18 protein-coding genes are annotated in these 16,578 nt (G+C 33.9%); 17 read left to right on the forward strand and 1 reads right to left on the reverse strand.

The genetic code is table 11. From position 1 onward, the window contains the following. The first annotated feature begins 90 nt into the window (after positions 1 to 90). The 4 genes from infC to CW357_RS00410 all read left to right on the forward strand — a co-directional run bounded on the left by infC (position 91) and on the right by CW357_RS00410 (position 2,608). Positions 91 to 597 (forward strand): translation initiation factor IF-3, encoded by a 507-nt coding sequence (gene infC / locus CW357_RS00395; protein ID WP_119417021.1) that lies wholly within the window; start codon positions 91 to 93, stop codon positions 595 to 597. 33 nt (positions 598 to 630) lie between these two features. Continuing rightward, positions 631 to 831, forward strand: a complete 201-nt coding sequence (gene rpmI, locus CW357_RS00400) for a 50S ribosomal protein L35 (protein ID WP_119417020.1) — start codon at positions 631 to 633, stop codon at positions 829 to 831. Positions 832 to 881: 50 nt separating this feature from the next. Next, a complete protein-coding gene (rplT, locus tag CW357_RS00405) occupies positions 882 to 1,241 on the forward strand; it encodes a 50S ribosomal protein L20 (protein WP_119417019.1) in 360 nt (119 codons plus the stop codon). A 320-nt stretch (positions 1,242 to 1,561) separates the two neighbouring features. Next, positions 1,562 to 2,608, forward strand: a complete 1,047-nt coding sequence (locus CW357_RS00410) for a serine hydrolase (protein WP_233548156.1) — start codon at positions 1,562 to 1,564, stop codon at positions 2,606 to 2,608. Positions 2,609 to 2,704: 96 nt separating this feature from the next. On the opposite strand, the gene CW357_RS00415 is transcribed toward CW357_RS00410, so the two are convergent. After that, on the reverse strand, positions 2,705 to 3,145 hold the full coding sequence (locus CW357_RS00415; RefSeq protein ID WP_124217061.1) for an Rrf2 family transcriptional regulator: 441 nt from the start codon (positions 3,143 to 3,145) through the stop codon (positions 2,705 to 2,707). Between the two features lie 169 nt (positions 3,146 to 3,314). Here CW357_RS00415 and hmpA point away from each other — a divergent pair, with 169 nt between their 5' ends. From hmpA to CW357_RS00480, 13 genes are all read left to right on the forward strand, one after another. Then, on the forward strand, positions 3,315 to 4,502 hold the full coding sequence (hmpA, locus tag CW357_RS00420) for an NO-inducible flavohemoprotein (protein ID WP_124217062.1): 1,188 nt from the start codon (positions 3,315 to 3,317) through the stop codon (positions 4,500 to 4,502). 193 nt (positions 4,503 to 4,695) lie between these two features. Next, on the forward strand, positions 4,696 to 5,979 hold the full coding sequence (locus CW357_RS00425) for a DUF5776 domain-containing protein (protein ID WP_119417159.1): 1,284 nt from the start codon (positions 4,696 to 4,698) through the stop codon (positions 5,977 to 5,979). A 207-nt stretch (positions 5,980 to 6,186) separates the two neighbouring features. After that, positions 6,187 to 7,635: a DUF5776 domain-containing protein gene (locus CW357_RS00430; RefSeq protein WP_119417160.1), complete on the forward strand. Its 1,449-nt coding sequence runs from the start codon at positions 6,187 to 6,189 to the stop codon at positions 7,633 to 7,635. An 80-nt stretch (positions 7,636 to 7,715) separates the two neighbouring features. Continuing rightward, the gene (locus CW357_RS00435) at positions 7,716 to 7,985 is read left to right on the forward strand and encodes a DUF1294 domain-containing protein (protein WP_119417161.1); all 270 of its coding nucleotides are present in this window, start codon (positions 7,716 to 7,718) and stop codon (positions 7,983 to 7,985) included. 97 nt (positions 7,986 to 8,082) lie between these two features. Then, complete coding sequence (gene dut, locus CW357_RS00440) at positions 8,083 to 8,520, forward strand: dUTP diphosphatase (protein ID WP_119417162.1); 438 nt, start codon at positions 8,083 to 8,085, stop codon at positions 8,518 to 8,520. A gap of 68 nt (positions 8,521 to 8,588) precedes the next feature. Further along, entirely contained in the window at positions 8,589 to 9,677 is a 1,089-nt protein-coding gene (locus CW357_RS00445) for a M42 family metallopeptidase (RefSeq protein ID WP_119417163.1), read from the forward strand. Positions 9,678 to 10,057: 380 nt separating this feature from the next. Then, the gene (locus CW357_RS00450) at positions 10,058 to 10,633 is read left to right on the forward strand and encodes a TetR/AcrR family transcriptional regulator (RefSeq protein WP_124217063.1); all 576 of its coding nucleotides are present in this window, start codon (positions 10,058 to 10,060) and stop codon (positions 10,631 to 10,633) included. Between the two features lie 99 nt (positions 10,634 to 10,732). Continuing rightward, positions 10,733 to 11,848 carry an ABC transporter permease gene (locus CW357_RS00455; protein WP_119417165.1) on the forward strand — a complete coding sequence of 372 codons (1,116 nt, stop codon included), beginning with the start codon at positions 10,733 to 10,735 and terminating at the stop codon, positions 11,846 to 11,848. Continuing rightward, positions 11,849 to 12,526: an ABC transporter ATP-binding protein gene (locus CW357_RS00460; protein WP_119417166.1), complete on the forward strand. Its 678-nt coding sequence runs from the start codon at positions 11,849 to 11,851 to the stop codon at positions 12,524 to 12,526. A gap of 81 nt (positions 12,527 to 12,607) precedes the next feature. Further along, the gene (locus CW357_RS00465) at positions 12,608 to 12,928 is read left to right on the forward strand and encodes a heme oxygenase (protein WP_119417167.1); all 321 of its coding nucleotides are present in this window, start codon (positions 12,608 to 12,610) and stop codon (positions 12,926 to 12,928) included. Between the two features lie 195 nt (positions 12,929 to 13,123). Then, positions 13,124 to 14,092, forward strand: coding sequence for an ornithine carbamoyltransferase (argF, locus tag CW357_RS00470; protein WP_119417168.1), 969 nt, complete (start codon positions 13,124 to 13,126; stop codon positions 14,090 to 14,092). A gap of 364 nt (positions 14,093 to 14,456) precedes the next feature. Beyond that, positions 14,457 to 15,608 carry an ABC transporter substrate-binding protein gene (locus CW357_RS00475; protein ID WP_124217064.1) on the forward strand — a complete coding sequence of 384 codons (1,152 nt, stop codon included), beginning with the start codon at positions 14,457 to 14,459 and terminating at the stop codon, positions 15,606 to 15,608. Between the two features lie 83 nt (positions 15,609 to 15,691). Beyond that, positions 15,692 to 16,576 (forward strand): branched-chain amino acid ABC transporter permease, encoded by an 885-nt coding sequence (locus CW357_RS00480; protein ID WP_124217065.1) that lies wholly within the window; start codon positions 15,692 to 15,694, stop codon positions 16,574 to 16,576. Positions 16,577 to 16,578 lie beyond the last annotated feature (2 nt).

Raw genomic sequence — 16,578 nt, forward strand, 5'->3', positions numbered from 1 at the left:
ACATCGAAATACCCGTACCGATCATCGGGCAACTAGCCCAAACCATGTATTCGCGACACTACTTGGAGGTGGATTGTTATTAGCAAAGACATGTATGTAAACGAAGGCATTCGCGCTCGTGAACTTCGTCTAATCGATCATAATGGTGATCAGCTTGGAGTTAAATCACGCAATGAAGCCTTATCAATTGCAGAACGTGCAAATTTGGATCTTGTCCTTGTGGCTCCTCAAGCCAAGCCACCAGTCGCTCGTATCATGGACTATGGTAAATTTAAATTCGAGCAACAAAAGAAAGATCGCGAAGTACGCAAAAACCAAAAAGTTATCGTGATGAAAGAAGTAAGACTAAGTCCTACTATCGATGAACACGATTTCCAAACAAAATTGCGTAACGGGATCAAGTTCCTTGAAAAAGGGGACAAAGTAAAAGCATCTATTCGTTTTAAAGGCCGTGCTATTACTCATAAAGAGATTGGTCAAAAAGTGTTAGATCGCTTTGCAGAAGCTTGTGCTGAAGTTGCAACGGTTGAACAAAAACCGAAAATGGAAGGCAGAAGCATGTTCTTAGTATTACAACCTAAGAACGAAAAAAAATAAGTTTTTAGTCGAACAGTTTAGGAGGAATTCGAAATGCCAAAAATGAAAACTCACCGTGGCGCAGCTAAACGTTTCAAAAAAACGGGTACTGGTAAATTAAAATATGACCGTGCTTACGGTAGCCACTTATTCGCAAACAAATCTACTAAAGCAAAACGTCACTTACGTAAAGCAAATATCGTATCTTCAGGTGACTTCAAACGCATCAAATCTTTACTTGCGAACATTAAATAATACGAAAATACATTAATATTCATGTAATTGAATAGCAGGAGGTAATTAGTATGCCACGCGTAAAAGGCGGTACTGTAACACGCGCACGTCGTAAAAAAGTTTTAAAATTAGCTAAAGGTTACTTTGGTTCTAAACATACATTATATAAAGTTGCTAACCAAGCAGTTATGAAATCAGGTCAATATGCATATCGTGACCGTCGTCAAAAGAAACGTGATTTCCGTAAATTATGGATCACTCGTATCAACGCAGCTGCTCGCATCAACGGTCTTTCTTACAGCCGTTTAATGCACGGTTTAAAACTTGCTGAAATCGAAGTTAACCGTAAAATGTTAGCTGATCTTGCTGTAAATGATGCAGCTGCATTCGCTCAATTAGCAGACGCTGCTAAAAAAGCAATCGCAAAATAGTATAACAATAGATAACGTAATGTTTCTATCGTATGATTAGAGACACTATTCCTTATATATTTGTTATGCTTAATTAAAGCCTATGAATATTTAATATTCATAGGCTTTTTTTCGTGCAATTATGCCCTATAAAAGTAGATATGAAGATTTAAATCGTTAACTGGTTAATCGGAAAATAATCCTTAATATACCTTTATAGTAATTTACATGATAAGATTTAAAATAAATGATTGTTAAAAGGGGGAGTCACGATAGTAAAGTTTGCATTTTGGTTTATTGGGGCCATAGTAATTGCATTTTTAATGAGAGCAATAGGGGACTTGATATTACAAAGGGAAAATGGAAAAACAAATCCTAAATACATCCCTCATTTTATCAAAGAAAAATTAAATAGTGGGAATGTTGCTTTGTCCATAAGACACAATGATCAAACTTGGATAGATATTAACCCAAATAAGCCACTTCCTCTAGCAAGTACAGTCAAAATTATCCTAGCAATTGAATATGCAAAACAAGCAGCAGAAGGGAAAATTGATCCAAATGAGAAAGTAAAACTAAAAGAGCTAGATAAATTCTATATTCCGAAGACAGATGGGGGAGCACATGAAGAATGGATTAAACAATTGAAAGGAAATAAGATAGATAGTGTTCCATTATATGAAGTAGCCAATGGAATGATAGCTTATAGCTCTAATGCAAATACAGAATACTTAATTGAGGTACTTGGTCTTCAAAATATCAATTGTGTTCCAAAGAGTCTAGGAATCTTAAATCATGACCCTATGTATCCAACTGCAAGTGCATTATACATCCCTACTCAATTGAAAAATGAAAAAATAGGATTGTCAAAACAAGAAATACTAAAAATGATGAAAGAAATGGATATGGCTGAATATCGTAGAAGAGCGATTGATATTCATAATAAATGGGTAAAACAACCACTCTCTAATCAAGAAAAAAAACAATTATTAAAGACTTTAGATATGGATTTCCAAAAAATTTGGTCTGATCGATTGCCTCACTCTACTACAAGAGATTATGTATCGATCATGAATAAATTGAATGGTAAAACCTATTTTAAAAAAGAGGTGTATAAATATCTTGATCCTGTAATGGAGCAATTAATGAAAAACCCTAAAAATCGGGAGTGGCTTACCCATGCGGGACAAAAGGGTGGTTCTACTGCATTCGTTCTTACAATTGCAATGTATGCAACAGATAAAGAAAAAAATAAGACAGAGATTGTATTCTTTTCAAATGATTTAAGTATATTAGAGCAAAAAAAGCTCTCACAAAATCTTAATGCATTTCAATTAAAATTTTTAAAAGATGAAAAATTCCGGGCAGAAATCAAAGAAATTATCTGATTATTCTGCTTTTGTAATAAACAAGAAATTCTTGCGAGAAAAAACCTTTCGTCCAGAAACTTTACTGGATGAAAGGTTTTTTGATTGATTGTTATGTTACTCTTCATTAAAAAGTAATGAGGCTAGTTCTTCTTTTGAATGTAGAAAATCCCCTAAAGAGTATTCATCTAGAACAGCCAAATAGGCTTGTAGTGCCTTATTTAAAGCACCTTTTAAATTACAAACTGGAGAGATAATACATCCAACTGATTCAGGATTAAAACAATCCACCAAGTAGAAATCTTCCTCTGTTCGTCTAATTACTTGACCAATAATAATGTCTTGAGGCTTCATAGCAAGACGAATACCGCCACCACGACCTCGAATTGTTTCTATATATCCAAGCTTACCAAGCTCATGCGTTACTTTCATCAAATGATTCTTTGAAATTCCATATGCATCCGATATTTCTTTAATCGTGGCTAGTTTCTCGGGATTCATAGAGCCAAGATAGAGAAGGACACGCAAAGAATAATCGGTATATAATGTTAATCGCATCCAATCCACCACCATTTCAATTACTATTATAGCATGTAAAGTAAAAATCAAGGCGATTTCAAAAGATATATTTTAAATGTGTCTTTTCTGTTAAAGATGTATTTTGAATATTGCTTTAAAGAAAATGAAGGTGTATCTTTAAATTGTTAAAAGAAAAGGAGTGTTGAACATGTTATCTCAACAAACAATGGATATTGTAAAATCTACTGCACCAGTATTAGAAGTACACGGAAATGAAATCACTAAAACTTTCTATAAAAATATGTTTGCTGCACATCCAGAATTATTAAATATTTTCAATCATGCTAACCAAGCAAAAGGACGCCAACAAGCAGCATTAGCAAATACAGTTTATGCAGCTGCTGTTCATATCGAAAATCTTGGAGCCATTATGCCAGTTGTACACCAAATTGCTCAAAAGCATCGTAGTTTAGGTATAAAACCTGAACATTACCCAATTGTTGGTGAGTTTTTATTAGGAGCTATTAAAGAAGTTCTTGGAGATGCAGCAACTGATGATATTATAAATGCGTGGGCTGAAGCATATGGGGTAATCGCTGATGCATTTATGTCAACAGAAGAAAATATGTATCAAGAAGCAGAAAATAAAGAAGGCGGTTGGAGATTCTTCAAAGAATTTGAAATTGCTGATAAAGTAGTTGAAAACGAAGAAATTACATCATTCTACTTAAAACCAGTTGATGGTAAAGTTTTACCTGAATACAAACCAGGACAATATATTACAGTGAAAATTGATATTCCGGGTGAAAAATTTACGCATCGTCGTCAATATAGTCTATCAAGAGCTACAAACAAAGATGCATTCCGTATTTCTGTAAAACGCGAAGATTTAAGCAATCCAGAAGGTAAAGTATCTGTTTACTTACATGAACAAGCAAAAGTTGGAGATCGTATTGAAGTAAGTGCTCCAGCAGGTGACTTCCAATTAGATTTAGCATCAAAAGCACCAGTTGCATTTATCGCAGGCGGAGTTGGAATTACACCATTAATGGCAATGTTTGATACTTTAGCTGCACTTGATCCAAATAGAAAAACAACTCTTATTCATAGTGCACGTACAGCAAAATTACATGTATTTGACAAAGAAATTTCTGCGAATTTAGAAAAAATGTCAAATGCTAGTTATATTGCTTTAAATACAGATGAAGTTGGTTACATCACAAAAGAATTTTTACAAGAAAACGTAAGTTTAGATTATGACGTATATGTTTGCGGTCCATCCGTATTTATGGAAGCAATCATTAATCACTTATACGCAATTGGGTTTAAAGAATCTCAAATTCATTTTGAATTCTTCGGACCATCACAACAATTAAAAGTACAAACAAATGCTTAATATAAAAATTCGTAAATAAACATATAGTAAAGAGCTCAAGTAGTCAGAAAAAATTTTCTGACTACTTTTTTAATTATTAATGGATGTATAACCTTAATTTTCTATTAATGAATCCTTATACCTATAAAAAATTTGTTATTCTATTACTATAGAGTTAAATACATAGAATAATTAAAAAAAGGAGACTATAAGGATGAAGAATGTGAAATTGTTAACCGCGATATTGGTTGCTATGATTGTCTGTACAATTAGTATCCATCGTGCGCATGCTCAAGAATTTGGTCCTGCTAACCCGGATAGCACGACAAAATGGGAGACAACGCCAATTATCGTCGATACGAAGAAAACTGATAAACTTAGATTATTGAAATCCGAACCACTTATTGCAGATATATCAAAATGGCAAGGGAATATAAATTGGTCAAAAGCTAGTCAAAAACTAGATTTGGTTATTATTCGTACACAACATGGCAGTACTGAAGAAGATACATATCATAAGAAAAATGAGGCTGGTGCTAAAAAATATGGAGTACCATTTGGTGTCTATGCATTTAGTTTAGCTGAATCTACAAGTGATGCAAAAGTTGAAGCAAATAATTTTTATAATCGAGCAGACAAAGATGCACAGTTTTATGTCATTGATGTAGAAAAAAACACTAGTAAATCTGGCGAAAGTATGCGAAAGATAACTAATGCATATATTCAACAACTACGAAAAAAAACAGATAAGAAAATTGGATTATATATTGCCCATCATCTATATAAAAGCTTTAATCTAGATACATCAAAAGCAGATTTTGTATGGATTCCACGATATAGTACATCTAAACCCGATTTTGCTTATGATTTATGGCAATATACAGATAAAGGTAGAATTGATGGGATTAACGCAAATGTAGATCTAAATCGATTAAATCCAAATCTAACATTGGCTGAATTATTAGCTCCTGTTAAATCGATAGAGGATACAAAAACGGATACAAAAGAAAATGAGCAACCTGTAACAGAACCAGCAAGTGTCCATACCGAATATTATTCTGTAAAACCTGCATTTATTATTACAAAAACAGCTGTTGGTGCCTATTCTTCTACGACATTTAATAACCAAACTAAGATTGGCAATGTTAAAAAGAATACGATTTTAACAATACAAGGTATCGAATATAGTTCAACTGGGTATCCAAGGTTAAAAACAATTTCAGGTAGCTATATTACAGCGAACAAATCGTATGTCATTGGACTAACATCAAAGTATAAAAATTATGTTATAACAAAACCTAACTATGTAAAATTAATAAAAAATGTTAATCAGTATAGCAATATTTCATTTACGAATTCATCAAAAGTGTCTGTCCTAAAAAAAGGAGTGACTCTTAATATAAAGGGAATTAGTTATACAGCTGCAGGTACTCCTCGCCTTCAACTCACAAATGGTAATTATATAACTGCCAATAAAAATAGTTTGATAGCATACTAAGATCCTAATATTTAGCGCAGGTTTCCAAAAGGAAATCTGTGCTTTTTTTCTGGAAAAGTTAACGATTTTTAATAGAAATGTAACTTTTGCAATGTATTTGAAGGCAAGATGTTTTATATTTTCTAGTAATAGTTTGTTATTCTTAAAATTAGCAGAAACTTATACATATAAGAATTTGTTAGAAAAATATTAAAGGAGAAAAGAGAAGTGAAAGTACTGAGGAAATTAGCGTTTATCGTAACAATGTTGATAGCAAGTCTTGTAACCTTACATACTGTATCTGCAGAAGAACTAGCACCTGCGAACCCTGACCATACAGAAAAGTGGGAAACAGAGCCAATTACAGAAAATCTATTAAGAAAAGCTTCTTCAGAGCCGACTATTGCAGATATCTCTTATTATCAAAAGGATATCGATTGGAGTAAAGCGAGTAAAGTTTTGGATTTAGTAATTATCCGAACTCAATATGGTAGTACCTTTGAAGATCCAAAGCATGCGACATATGAAGCAGGTGCAAAGAAATATGGAGTACCATTTGGTGTCTATGCATATAGTTTAGCTGAATCCTCAAGTGATGCTAAGACAGAGGCGAATAATTTTTATAATAGAGCAAGTAAGAATACAAAATTTTATGTACTTGATGTAGAAGAAAACACAAGTAAATCCGGCGAAAGTATGCGAACGATTATTAATGCATATGTAAAACAATTACGTACGAAAACAGATAAGAAAATTGGGCTGTATATAGCCAATCACTTATATGATTCATTTAATTTAGATACGTCTAAATTTGATTTTGTATGGATTCCAAGATATAACAACAGTACTGCAGCGCCATCTCATCCCTATGACTTATGGCAATATACAGACCAAGGTACAGTTTCAGGAATTAGCACATATGTAGATTTAAACCGTCTAAATCCAAAAGTTAGTTTGAGCTATCTAACTGGGACAAGTGGTATCACAACTGCAAGTAAGCCAAGATACTATACGACAAATCCAGTAAAAATAGCAACTAAGATAAAATTGAATCAATACTCATCTACAAGTTTCACTGAAGCCACAAAAGGTAAATCTATTGCAAAAAATACTTTGTTAAATATAACAGGTATTGAAAAAACATCTGCTGGTACACCAAGATTAAAACTAACAAATGGACAATATGTAACTGCTAATCGAGATTATGTCGTGAAAGTTACATCTTCAATTGATCAATATTACACAACAACACCAAGTAAAGTTCTCGTTAAATCCTATTTGTATGCATACAATAATGTCAATTTAGAAAAGAAACTTGTTGGTGTAAAGAAAAATACAATATTGACGATTAAAGACCTTGGTTATTCAACAGGTGGTACGCCTCGGCTTAAAACAGCATCTGGATCATATATTACGGCAAGTAAGGATTATGTAAGAGTCGTGACACCTAACATTACAAATTATATATATGTAAATCCAGGTAAAGTACAATTAAAGAAAAAGGTTTATCAATATACCAGCACTACCTTTACATCCGCAGCAAGAAAAACAGCACTTGCTAAAGGAAAGACGTATACAGTTAAATCTATTGTATTTAACTCTAACGGGATTCCGCGATTAAAATTAGCAAATGGTAAGTATATAACTGCTAATAAATCTTATGTAGTAGCAAAATAAGATAGTTGTATATCTGCATATAGAGAAAGTTTCTCTATATGCTTTTTTTATCAATAACTTAGTTTTAAAAAGGAGAATTTATGTCCACTAATCTATTGGATTTGGTAAATAGTTACTTTTTAATCATGTTTATCGTCGGATTTACCTTTATGGGTATTGATAAGTGGAAAGCTATAAATAGTCGATGGCGCATTCCGGAAAGACAGCTATGGTTAATAGCATGTATTGGTGGAGCAGCTGGTACGTGGCTAGGAATGATTATCTTTCGTCACAAAATTCGTCATAATCATTTTGTGTATGGTTTTACAATGCTGACTATTATTGAAGTCTTTATTCTTTATGTTATTTAGAATATTCATGATTTCTGTTATATTTCTTTTCAACATCTAGTTTTTCCTATACGATGAGTGAGGATTATATTATTTAAGAAAAAAGGTAGGCTAAACGATGGAATACACATTAAAAGTACAACTTATTCATAAAGATGCGAAAATGCCATTTCGAGCTAATCCAGGGGATGCAGGATTAGACTTATATGCAGTTGAAGATCAAATTATTAAACCAGGAGAGTCTGCATTAATTCCTACTGGGATTGTAATTGAACTACCACAAGGAACGGAAGCACAAGTTCGTCCTAGAAGTGGGCTAGCACTAAAACATTCCATTACCGTACTAAATAGTCCTGGTACTATTGACGAAGGTTATCGAGGGGAAATAAGAGTCATATTAATAAATCATGGTAAAAAGGATTTCTTAGTAGAAAAGCATATGCGAATTGCTCAAATGGTTATAGCACCCGTACTTCAAGTTCAAGTCGAACAAGTCGAACAAGTTTCAGATTCAACTCGTTCTGCACAAGGGTTTGGGTCTTCAGGCAAATTTTAATTATTTTTTGAAAATAGAGACAAATGGTATTATAATGGACATGAACAAATACTTAGGGGGCCGAAATAATGGTTCAATATGATGAAACATTAACGATGTTAAAAGAGTTAACAGATGCTCGTGCCATTGCAGGAAATGAAAAAGAGTCTCGTGATGTCATGACTAAATATATAACACCCTATGCAGATCAAGTGGAAAACGATAACTTAGGTGCTGTTATTGCTAAAAAAGTCGGCGATCCAAACGGACCTAAAATTATGGTTGCAGGACACCTTGATGAAGTCGGTTTTATGGTAACTCAAATTGATGAAAAAGGTTTCTTGAAATTTCAAACAGTTGGTGGCTGGTGGTCACAAGTAATGCTTGCTCAACGAGTGCAAGTTGTTACCCGTAAAGGTGAAACAATAGTCGGTGTCATAGGTTCAAAACCTCCGCATATTCTGCCTGCAGCTGCACGTAAAAAGCCGTATGAAATTAAAGATATGTTCATCGATATCGGTGCAACTTCAAAAGAAGAAGTAGAAAGCTGGGGCATTAAACCAGGTGATATGGTAACACCTTATTTTGAATTTACGGTGATGAAAAACGAAAAACACTTACTCGCAAAAGCATGGGATAACCGAATCGGTTGTGCAATTGCCATTGAAGTCTTAAAGGGTTTAAAGAATACACAACACCCGAATATCGTATATGGTTGCGGGGTTGTTCAAGAAGAAGTTGGACTTCGTGGCTCTAAAACAGCTGCAAACAAGATTAATCCTGATATTGGTTTTGCTGTTGATGTCGGTATTGCTGGTGATACTCCTGGAATCACCTCAAAAGAATCGAATAGTAAAATGGGTGCCGGTCCACAAATCATTATTTATGATGGCTCGATGGTGGCTCATAAAGGTTTGCGAGATCTTGTTGTGGATACAGCAGAGGAGAATAATATTCCTTACCAATTTGAAGCAATCCCTGGCGGAGGAACAGATGCAGGTTCCATTCACTTAACAGCAAACGGTGTACCTGCATTATCGATTGGTATTGCAACACGTTATATTCACTCACATGCAGGAATTTTACACCGCGATGACTTTGAAAATACAGTCAAATTAGTGATTGAAGTTATTAAAAAATTAGACCGTGAAACAGTAAATAAGATTACTTTTGAATAAAAGAAAAAGAATGAACGAGTATAAATTATTTGATTTCTTTCGCTTCTACGAATTCAAATAAAACTTAGTTATTAACTACCTCCTAACTAAAATTGTTAGGGGGTAGTTTTTTTCTTTTGCGTAGTGAAATAGTGATGAATGGAGACTGAGCGTAGCGAGGAAGAAGCTGAGGACGTGCTCGCGGAAAGCGTCTGTCTGGAACGGAAATCCGCGGCTTTAAATGAAAAAAGCGAGTACGAGAACAATTAATTCGTTCTAATACTCACAATAAGAATTAGAAAGGACTTCTTCAGTATCCTCAGTCTTTTTAGATAATAATTGTTGTCGTCTAATACTGATAAGTGATACGATTAAACAAATAGAAGAAATGAGGTGGCAGATTGGGTAGGGACCGTAAGTTTTCAACAATTGATATTTTCATAGCTACAAAGAAACAAATTCTTCAAGTTGGCTACGATGGCTTTACGATCAGCCATTTAGCAGAGACTTTAGAGGTATCACGAGCAGCCATTTATAAACAATATATAAACAAAGACGAATTATTAATGGATTTTATGTTGTATGAGATGGATAAAAGTGTAGGCGATTTAAAACAAGTAAGACAAGAAGGTACATTTGAACAACAGCTTGAGGATTTGTTGAATCGTATGGCTCATTTCAATGAGTTACATCAAATTCTAGGGATGGTTGCACTTATTCAAGATGTATCTGAGGAAATTATTCAAAAAAAAGCAAAACTATCATCTATGCATAAGGATTTGTATGAGCCTTTATTAAGGATTGTTACAAATGGTAAAAGAGAAAAGAATATCGATTCAACAATTCCTGACTCACTAGTATTGGGATTTATTTTTCAAACCATTGATATCCCTAAACAACCTAATTTATCTACAGAAGAACAACTTCAATATATTAAACGATTAATATTACACGGCGTATGCGGAGAAAATAAGTGACACAAGTGTAACTTATGTGTATAATAGATTTGTAAGTATTTTTGATTTTTTTAAAGTCAAAAGTGACATGAGTGTAACTTATAAGGAGGAAATAAATCCATGTTTTTAGCATTAAAAGAGTTAAAACACGCAAAACTGCGCTATACATTGATGAGTATCATCATCGTATTAATCGCATGGTTAGTCTTTATTTTATCTGGACTTGGTAATGGTTTATCTACACTAAGTGCAGCTGCAGTAAAGAATTTAGATGCAGATTATGTAGTATATGAAGATGGTGCCAAAGCAACATTTAGTAAATCGTTAATATCTAATTCGTTAGTAGACGATGTTAAGAAAAATAAAGACGTCAAAGATGCAACACCATTTGGTGCATCTATGGCTGCCATTTCTCATGGTAAAAAAGATGAGGAAAAAACAGATATCGCTGTATTAGGTATTAATCCAGGTGAATTTATCGAACCTAAAGTAATTGAAGGTAAACAATTAGATCCAGATGTAAAAAATGGAGTACTTGCTAACGATACTTTAAAAGATAAAGGATATAAAATTGGTGACGAAGTTCAAGTAGATAGCTCTACTATTAAACTAAAAATTATTGGTTTCGTAGAAGGAGAAACTTATAACCATTTACCAGTATTGTTCTCAAACGTTGATCAATGGAGAGATTATGCATTTGCTGCACCAGGATCAAACAACGGAATCAAAGATGTGGTAAATGCAATTGTTGTACAAGCACCAGATTTAGACCCAGCACAATTAGATAAATCTATTAATGGTATTGAAACTGTAACAAAAAGTGCGGCAATTAACGGTATGCCAGGTTACATGGAAGAAAACGGAACGATTTTAATGATGCTTGCATTCTTAATCGTTATTTCTGCTTTTGTTATCGCAGTATTCTTCTATGTTATTACAATTCAAAAAACACAACAATTTGGTGTAATGAAAGCTATTGGTGCAAGTAGCGGATTCATCACAAAAGCCATCGTATCACAAGTATTCGTTTTATCAGTTATTGGTATTTTGATAGGGGTTGCATTAACCTACTTAACAGCTCTTATCTTCCCAGAGAATATGCCATTTGATCTAGACGGCAAACTAGTTGTTTTATATGGTATCGCCTTACTTGTTATTAGCTTGTTAAGCTCACTTATTTCAGTCCGTCAAATCGCCAAGATTGATCCATTAACTGCATTAGGGAGAGTGGAATAAATGAATGGATTGCAGATTAAAAATGTTACAAAAACCTATAAAGAAGGAAATTCTTCTATTACAGCATTAAATCATGCTTCTATGGATGTAAAACCAGGAGAATTTGTAGCTATTGTTGGACCATCAGGTTCTGGTAAAAGTACACTTTTATCTATTGTTGGCGCATTATTAAAACCAACTTCAGGAACTGTTAATATCAATGATAAAGAAGTTACTAATCTATCTTCAAAAGCGTTGTCAAAATTCCGTTTACAAGAAATTGGTTTTATCCTACAAAGCTCAAATTTAATCCCTTATTTAAGCGTAGTAGATCAACTAATTTTAGTGAAGAAAATGACAGGTAAAGTAACAAAAGAAGATCAAGAAAAAGCTAAAAAATTATTGACTGAACTTGGATTAGGCGATAAATTGAAAAAGTATCCAAATGAACTTTCCGGTGGGGAACGTCAACGTGTTGCAATCGCTCGTTCATTGATGAATGACTCTAATGTTATTCTAGCTGATGAACCAACTGCTAGTTTAGATTCTAAACGTGCACACGAAGTCGTAAAATTAATCGCGGATGAAGTAAAAAAACGCAACAAAGCAGCCATCATGGTAACCCATGATGAACGTATGTTAGCATACTGCGATAAAGTGTATAAAATGGAAGACGGTACTTTAACTTTACAAAAATAATTTTAACTGTGTTACATGTTTTTTCATGATTGTAATACACTAAAATAGATAAAAAATACGAAAATTAAGGAGAGATTTAACATGTTCGTTATTACAAACCGTATTAAAACTAAAAAAGGATTCGCTAGTCGTATGGCACCAGCTTTCACAGCTGATAAACAAATCGGGGAATTCAAAGGATTTATCAAAACTGAAGTTTTAGTTTGCACATCTAATGAAGAATTCGATGAAATGGATGTTAATATGTATTGGGATAATTTAGAAAACTTTAATGCTTGGCGTGAAAGTGATGCTTTCAAAAATGCACACAAACAATCACCTAGTGATGCTGCAAAAGAATCACCTTTACTTGGTAGCCAAATTGTAATTTCTGAAATTGCTTCTTCTACTGAAAACAAATAAGTAAATTATTTGTAAGAGTTAACAAATTTAGAAATTGAATGTATATGTTACTTTAAAATAGCATTCCTTTAAAATCCTTTACGTTATATCGTAAAGGATTTTAATTTTTTGAAAAAATTATAAAAATACAATTGATTTAATATTTATTCATATGTATAATGGTTTTTATCACAAGAAATGTAAGGAGCGATTTTGATGAAATTATTAGAACTTGTTCAACTTAAATTGGTGACTTCTTTAAAAGATAAAGATTTACTAGCACTTGCAGACTACACAAGCGAGGAAGTAAAAGGTTTACTTGATCTTGCTATGAAGCTAAAAGTGATTACAAAAGAAGGCAGTTGTCCTCCGTTATTAGAAGGCAAAACATTAGGAATGATTTTCGAAAAAAATTCAACTCGTACACGTATTTCATTTGAAGTTGGGATGAATCAACTAGGTGGTAAAGGGATGTATATGAATGCACGCGACTTGCAAATCGGTCGTGGTGAATCTATTCATGATACAGGTCACGTATTATCAGGCTACCTAGACGGAATTATGATTCGTGCAAACTCACATGAAATGGTAGAAGAACTAGCAGAACATGCTTCAATTCCTGTTATCAATGGCTTAACAGATCTTGCTCATCCTTGCCAAGCTTTAGCAGATTTAGAAACAATCGCTGAAGAAAAAGGCGAATTGAAAGGTTTGAAATTAGCTTATGTTGGTGATGGCAATAATGTAGCTCACTCTCTTGTAGTTGCATGTGCACATGTTGGAATTGACGTTGTTGTTGCAACTCCGAAAAATTACGAACCTAATGAAGCAATCATGAAAAAAGCATCAGAAATTGCATCGAAAAACGGAAGCACTGTTGCACATACTTATGATCCTGTAGAAGCTGCAAAAGATGCTGATGTTATTTATGCAGATGTGTGGACATCAATGGGCCAAGAAGAAGAAGCAGCAAAACGTTTAGAAGATTTCAAAGGATATCAAATTAATGATGAACTTGTAGCGCATGCTAAAAAAGATTACATGTTCCTTCACTGCTTACCTGCCCATCGTGAAGAAGAAGTTGCAACATCTGTTATTGATGGACCGAACTCTTTCATCTTCCAACAAGCAGAAAATCGCCTTCATGCACAAAAAGCAGTTCTTGCCTCTATTTTAGGGGAATAAAAAGTACATGTAATATAAAGGTCGGTAAGATGCTAACTAATAAAAGTTCCATTATATAAATAAAGTGCCGTATTTCATTGTATTCAATTGAAATACGGTAATTTTATTAAAAAATCGTGTTCCAAGAGCAGAGTAATTCTACTGCTCTTTTTTTACTACTTAGAATTTCCCAATCTAAAAATATACCTATTAAATCTATGCATAAAAAAGTTAAAGAATAATAAATTTATAAAGAACACTACTAAAAGAATATTAATAAAAAATATCAGAAAATACTAATAATTTAGAAATTTCTATTTACATATCAATGTAAATGTAATTTAATAGAACTTGTATCAACTTAATAACTTCAAGGGGGATTTTTATGAATACGATTACAAAGAGAATATTTACGCTATTATCAGTATTTATGTTGATTTTTCTAGCGGGATGTGGTAGTTCTGACTCTGACAAAAAATCATCTGGAAAGTCCGGTGGTAAGGTTGAAGCAAAAATAGGGGTAATTGCTTATATGACTGGTGCTGGAGCTGCTTATGGTGAAGCCATTACAAATGGGCTTAAACTAGCACAAAAAGAGATTAATGCAAAGGGCGATGTTAACATCGAACTGGTTACAGAGGACTCTGCAGGGAAACAAGAACAAGCATTATCTGCTGGTCAAAAAATTATGGCTGATAATGATATTCTTGCAATTATCGGACCGACATTAAGTACCGAATTTAAAGTAGTTGCTCCAGAAGCCGAATTAAATGGAATACCAATTATGGGAACATCCACTACTGCAGAAGGTATTCCACAAATTGGCGACTATGTTTTTAGAAATTCAATACCTGAAGCACTAGCTATTCCAGCTGCAATGGAAAAAGTGGTTGCAAAAACAAACGGAAAAAAAGTAGCAATTATTTATGGAAATGATGATGTATTCACAAAGTCTGGCTATGACACGATGAAAAAAGAAGCTGAAAAAATGGGCTTAGAAGTTGTTACAACAGAGACATTCCAAAAAGGACAAAGCGATTACAACGCACAGTTAACGAAGATCAAAAGTAAAAAACCTGATTTTATCTTAGCTTCTGCTTTATATAACGAAGGTGCGGTAATTATGGATCAAGCACGAAAAATGGGTATTGATGTACCATTTGTAGGTGGTAATGGTTTTAACTCGCCACAAGTGATTGAAATTGCAGGAGATGCTGCAAATGGGTTAGTTGTAGCAACACCTTGGTTTGGTGATTCACAAGAACAAAAAGTTGTTGATTTTAACAACAAATATAAAGAAGCTTACGGTAAGTTGCCAGATCAGTTTGCTGCACAGGCTTATGATGCTTTATATATTTATGCAGACGCTTTGGAAAGAGCTGGTGAAGCAGATCGTGAAGCATTCCATAAAGCTTTAGCTGAAACAAAAGACTATGAAGGGATTTTAGGTAAGTTTTCATTTGACAAAGAAGGTGACGTTGTCATGGACCCTACAGTTGTAGAAATTAAAGACGGAAAATTCGTTGAATTTAAGTAATTAGAATTGCAAGCTTTGGCTATTTTTAAGTCAAAGCTTGTAGTCTCATAACTGAAAAACATAAAAGAAAAGGGTGATTAAATTTGCTGCTTGAGCAATTAGTAAATGGAATTACGTTAGGAAGTATTTATGCGATTGTGGCACTGGGTTTTACCCTTGTATTTGGCGTATTAGGCATTATCAATATGGCGCATGGTGAAATTTTTATGGTAGGTGCTTATGTAGGCGTCATGACCACAGGTGTACTTGGATGGCCGTTATGGTTAGGATTTATCGCGGCGATACTTGTTACAGCATTTTTAGGATATCTGTTGGAAAGTCTTACATTAAGGCCTCTTCGTGGTAAAAAAGGGGTTTCACATTTAGCTCCTCTAATAAGTACGATAGGGGTTTCGATATTTTTGGAGAATATGACACATCATTTATTTGGTGCAGGAAACAAACCTTTTAGAACACCTTTTGCACAACTTAGCATTGAAATTGGATCAGTTACCATTTATGTAGTACAAATCATTATTTTTGTTATTTCTATTCTTTTAATGATGGGGTTATCCATCTGGTTATCAAAGACAAAAGCGGGAAAAGCTTTGCGTGCAACCGCAGAAAATTTAGAAACAGCAAGTATATTAGGTGTTGATACGAAGCGCACCATCATTATGACTGTTGTCATTGCATCTGCTATGGGTGGTATTGCTGGCGTTTTAGTAGGGATGGCATTTAACTCCGTAAGTCCTCAAATGGGACTAGCAATTGGTTTAAAAGGTTTAGCAATTATCATCCTAGGTGGTATGGGGAATGTAAAAGGCGCAATGGTTGGTGGTTTAATACTTGGATTAGCTGAAACCTTCCTTGTTGCATATGGAGATTCAGGCTATCGAGATGCAATTGCCTTTATTATGATTATTATTATTCTTCTATTAAAACCTCAAGGGATTTTCGGGTCAAAAGCTGTCCAGGAAGGAAGGTGATC

The sequence above is a fragment of the Rummeliibacillus sp. TYF005 genome (genome assembly GCF_003844195.1).
Taxonomy (GTDB): domain Bacteria; phylum Bacillota; class Bacilli; order Bacillales_A; family Planococcaceae; genus Rummeliibacillus.

What these genes read in the sequence shown, in the direction of transcription:
- CW357_RS00435 (WP_119417161.1), top strand. Translation starts at nt 7,716, where the DNA reads ATGTCCACTAATCTATTGGATTTGGTAAATAGTTACTTTTTAATCATG.
- argF (WP_119417168.1), top strand. Translation starts at nt 13,124, where the DNA reads ATGAAATTATTAGAACTTGTTCAACTTAAATTGGTGACTTCTTTAAAA.
- CW357_RS00455 (WP_119417165.1), top strand. Translation starts at nt 10,733, where the DNA reads ATGTTTTTAGCATTAAAAGAGTTAAAACACGCAAAACTGCGCTATACA.
- CW357_RS00465 (WP_119417167.1), top strand. Translation starts at nt 12,608, where the DNA reads ATGTTCGTTATTACAAACCGTATTAAAACTAAAAAAGGATTCGCTAGT.
- rpmI (WP_119417020.1), top strand. Translation starts at nt 631, where the DNA reads ATGCCAAAAATGAAAACTCACCGTGGCGCAGCTAAACGTTTCAAAAAA.
- CW357_RS00445 (WP_119417163.1), top strand. Translation starts at nt 8,589, where the DNA reads ATGGTTCAATATGATGAAACATTAACGATGTTAAAAGAGTTAACAGAT.
- CW357_RS00460 (WP_119417166.1), top strand. Translation starts at nt 11,849, where the DNA reads ATGAATGGATTGCAGATTAAAAATGTTACAAAAACCTATAAAGAAGGA.
- hmpA (WP_124217062.1), top strand. Translation starts at nt 3,315, where the DNA reads ATGTTATCTCAACAAACAATGGATATTGTAAAATCTACTGCACCAGTA.
- CW357_RS00415 (WP_124217061.1), bottom strand. Translation starts at nt 3,145, where the DNA reads ATGCGATTAACATTATATACCGATTATTCTTTGCGTGTCCTTCTCTAT.
- rplT (WP_119417019.1), top strand. Translation starts at nt 882, where the DNA reads ATGCCACGCGTAAAAGGCGGTACTGTAACACGCGCACGTCGTAAAAAA.
- CW357_RS00475 (WP_124217064.1), top strand. Translation starts at nt 14,457, where the DNA reads ATGAATACGATTACAAAGAGAATATTTACGCTATTATCAGTATTTATG.
- dut (WP_119417162.1), top strand. Translation starts at nt 8,083, where the DNA reads ATGGAATACACATTAAAAGTACAACTTATTCATAAAGATGCGAAAATG.
- CW357_RS00425 (WP_119417159.1), top strand. Translation starts at nt 4,696, where the DNA reads ATGAAGAATGTGAAATTGTTAACCGCGATATTGGTTGCTATGATTGTC.
- infC (WP_119417021.1), top strand. Translation starts at nt 91, where the DNA reads ATGTATGTAAACGAAGGCATTCGCGCTCGTGAACTTCGTCTAATCGAT.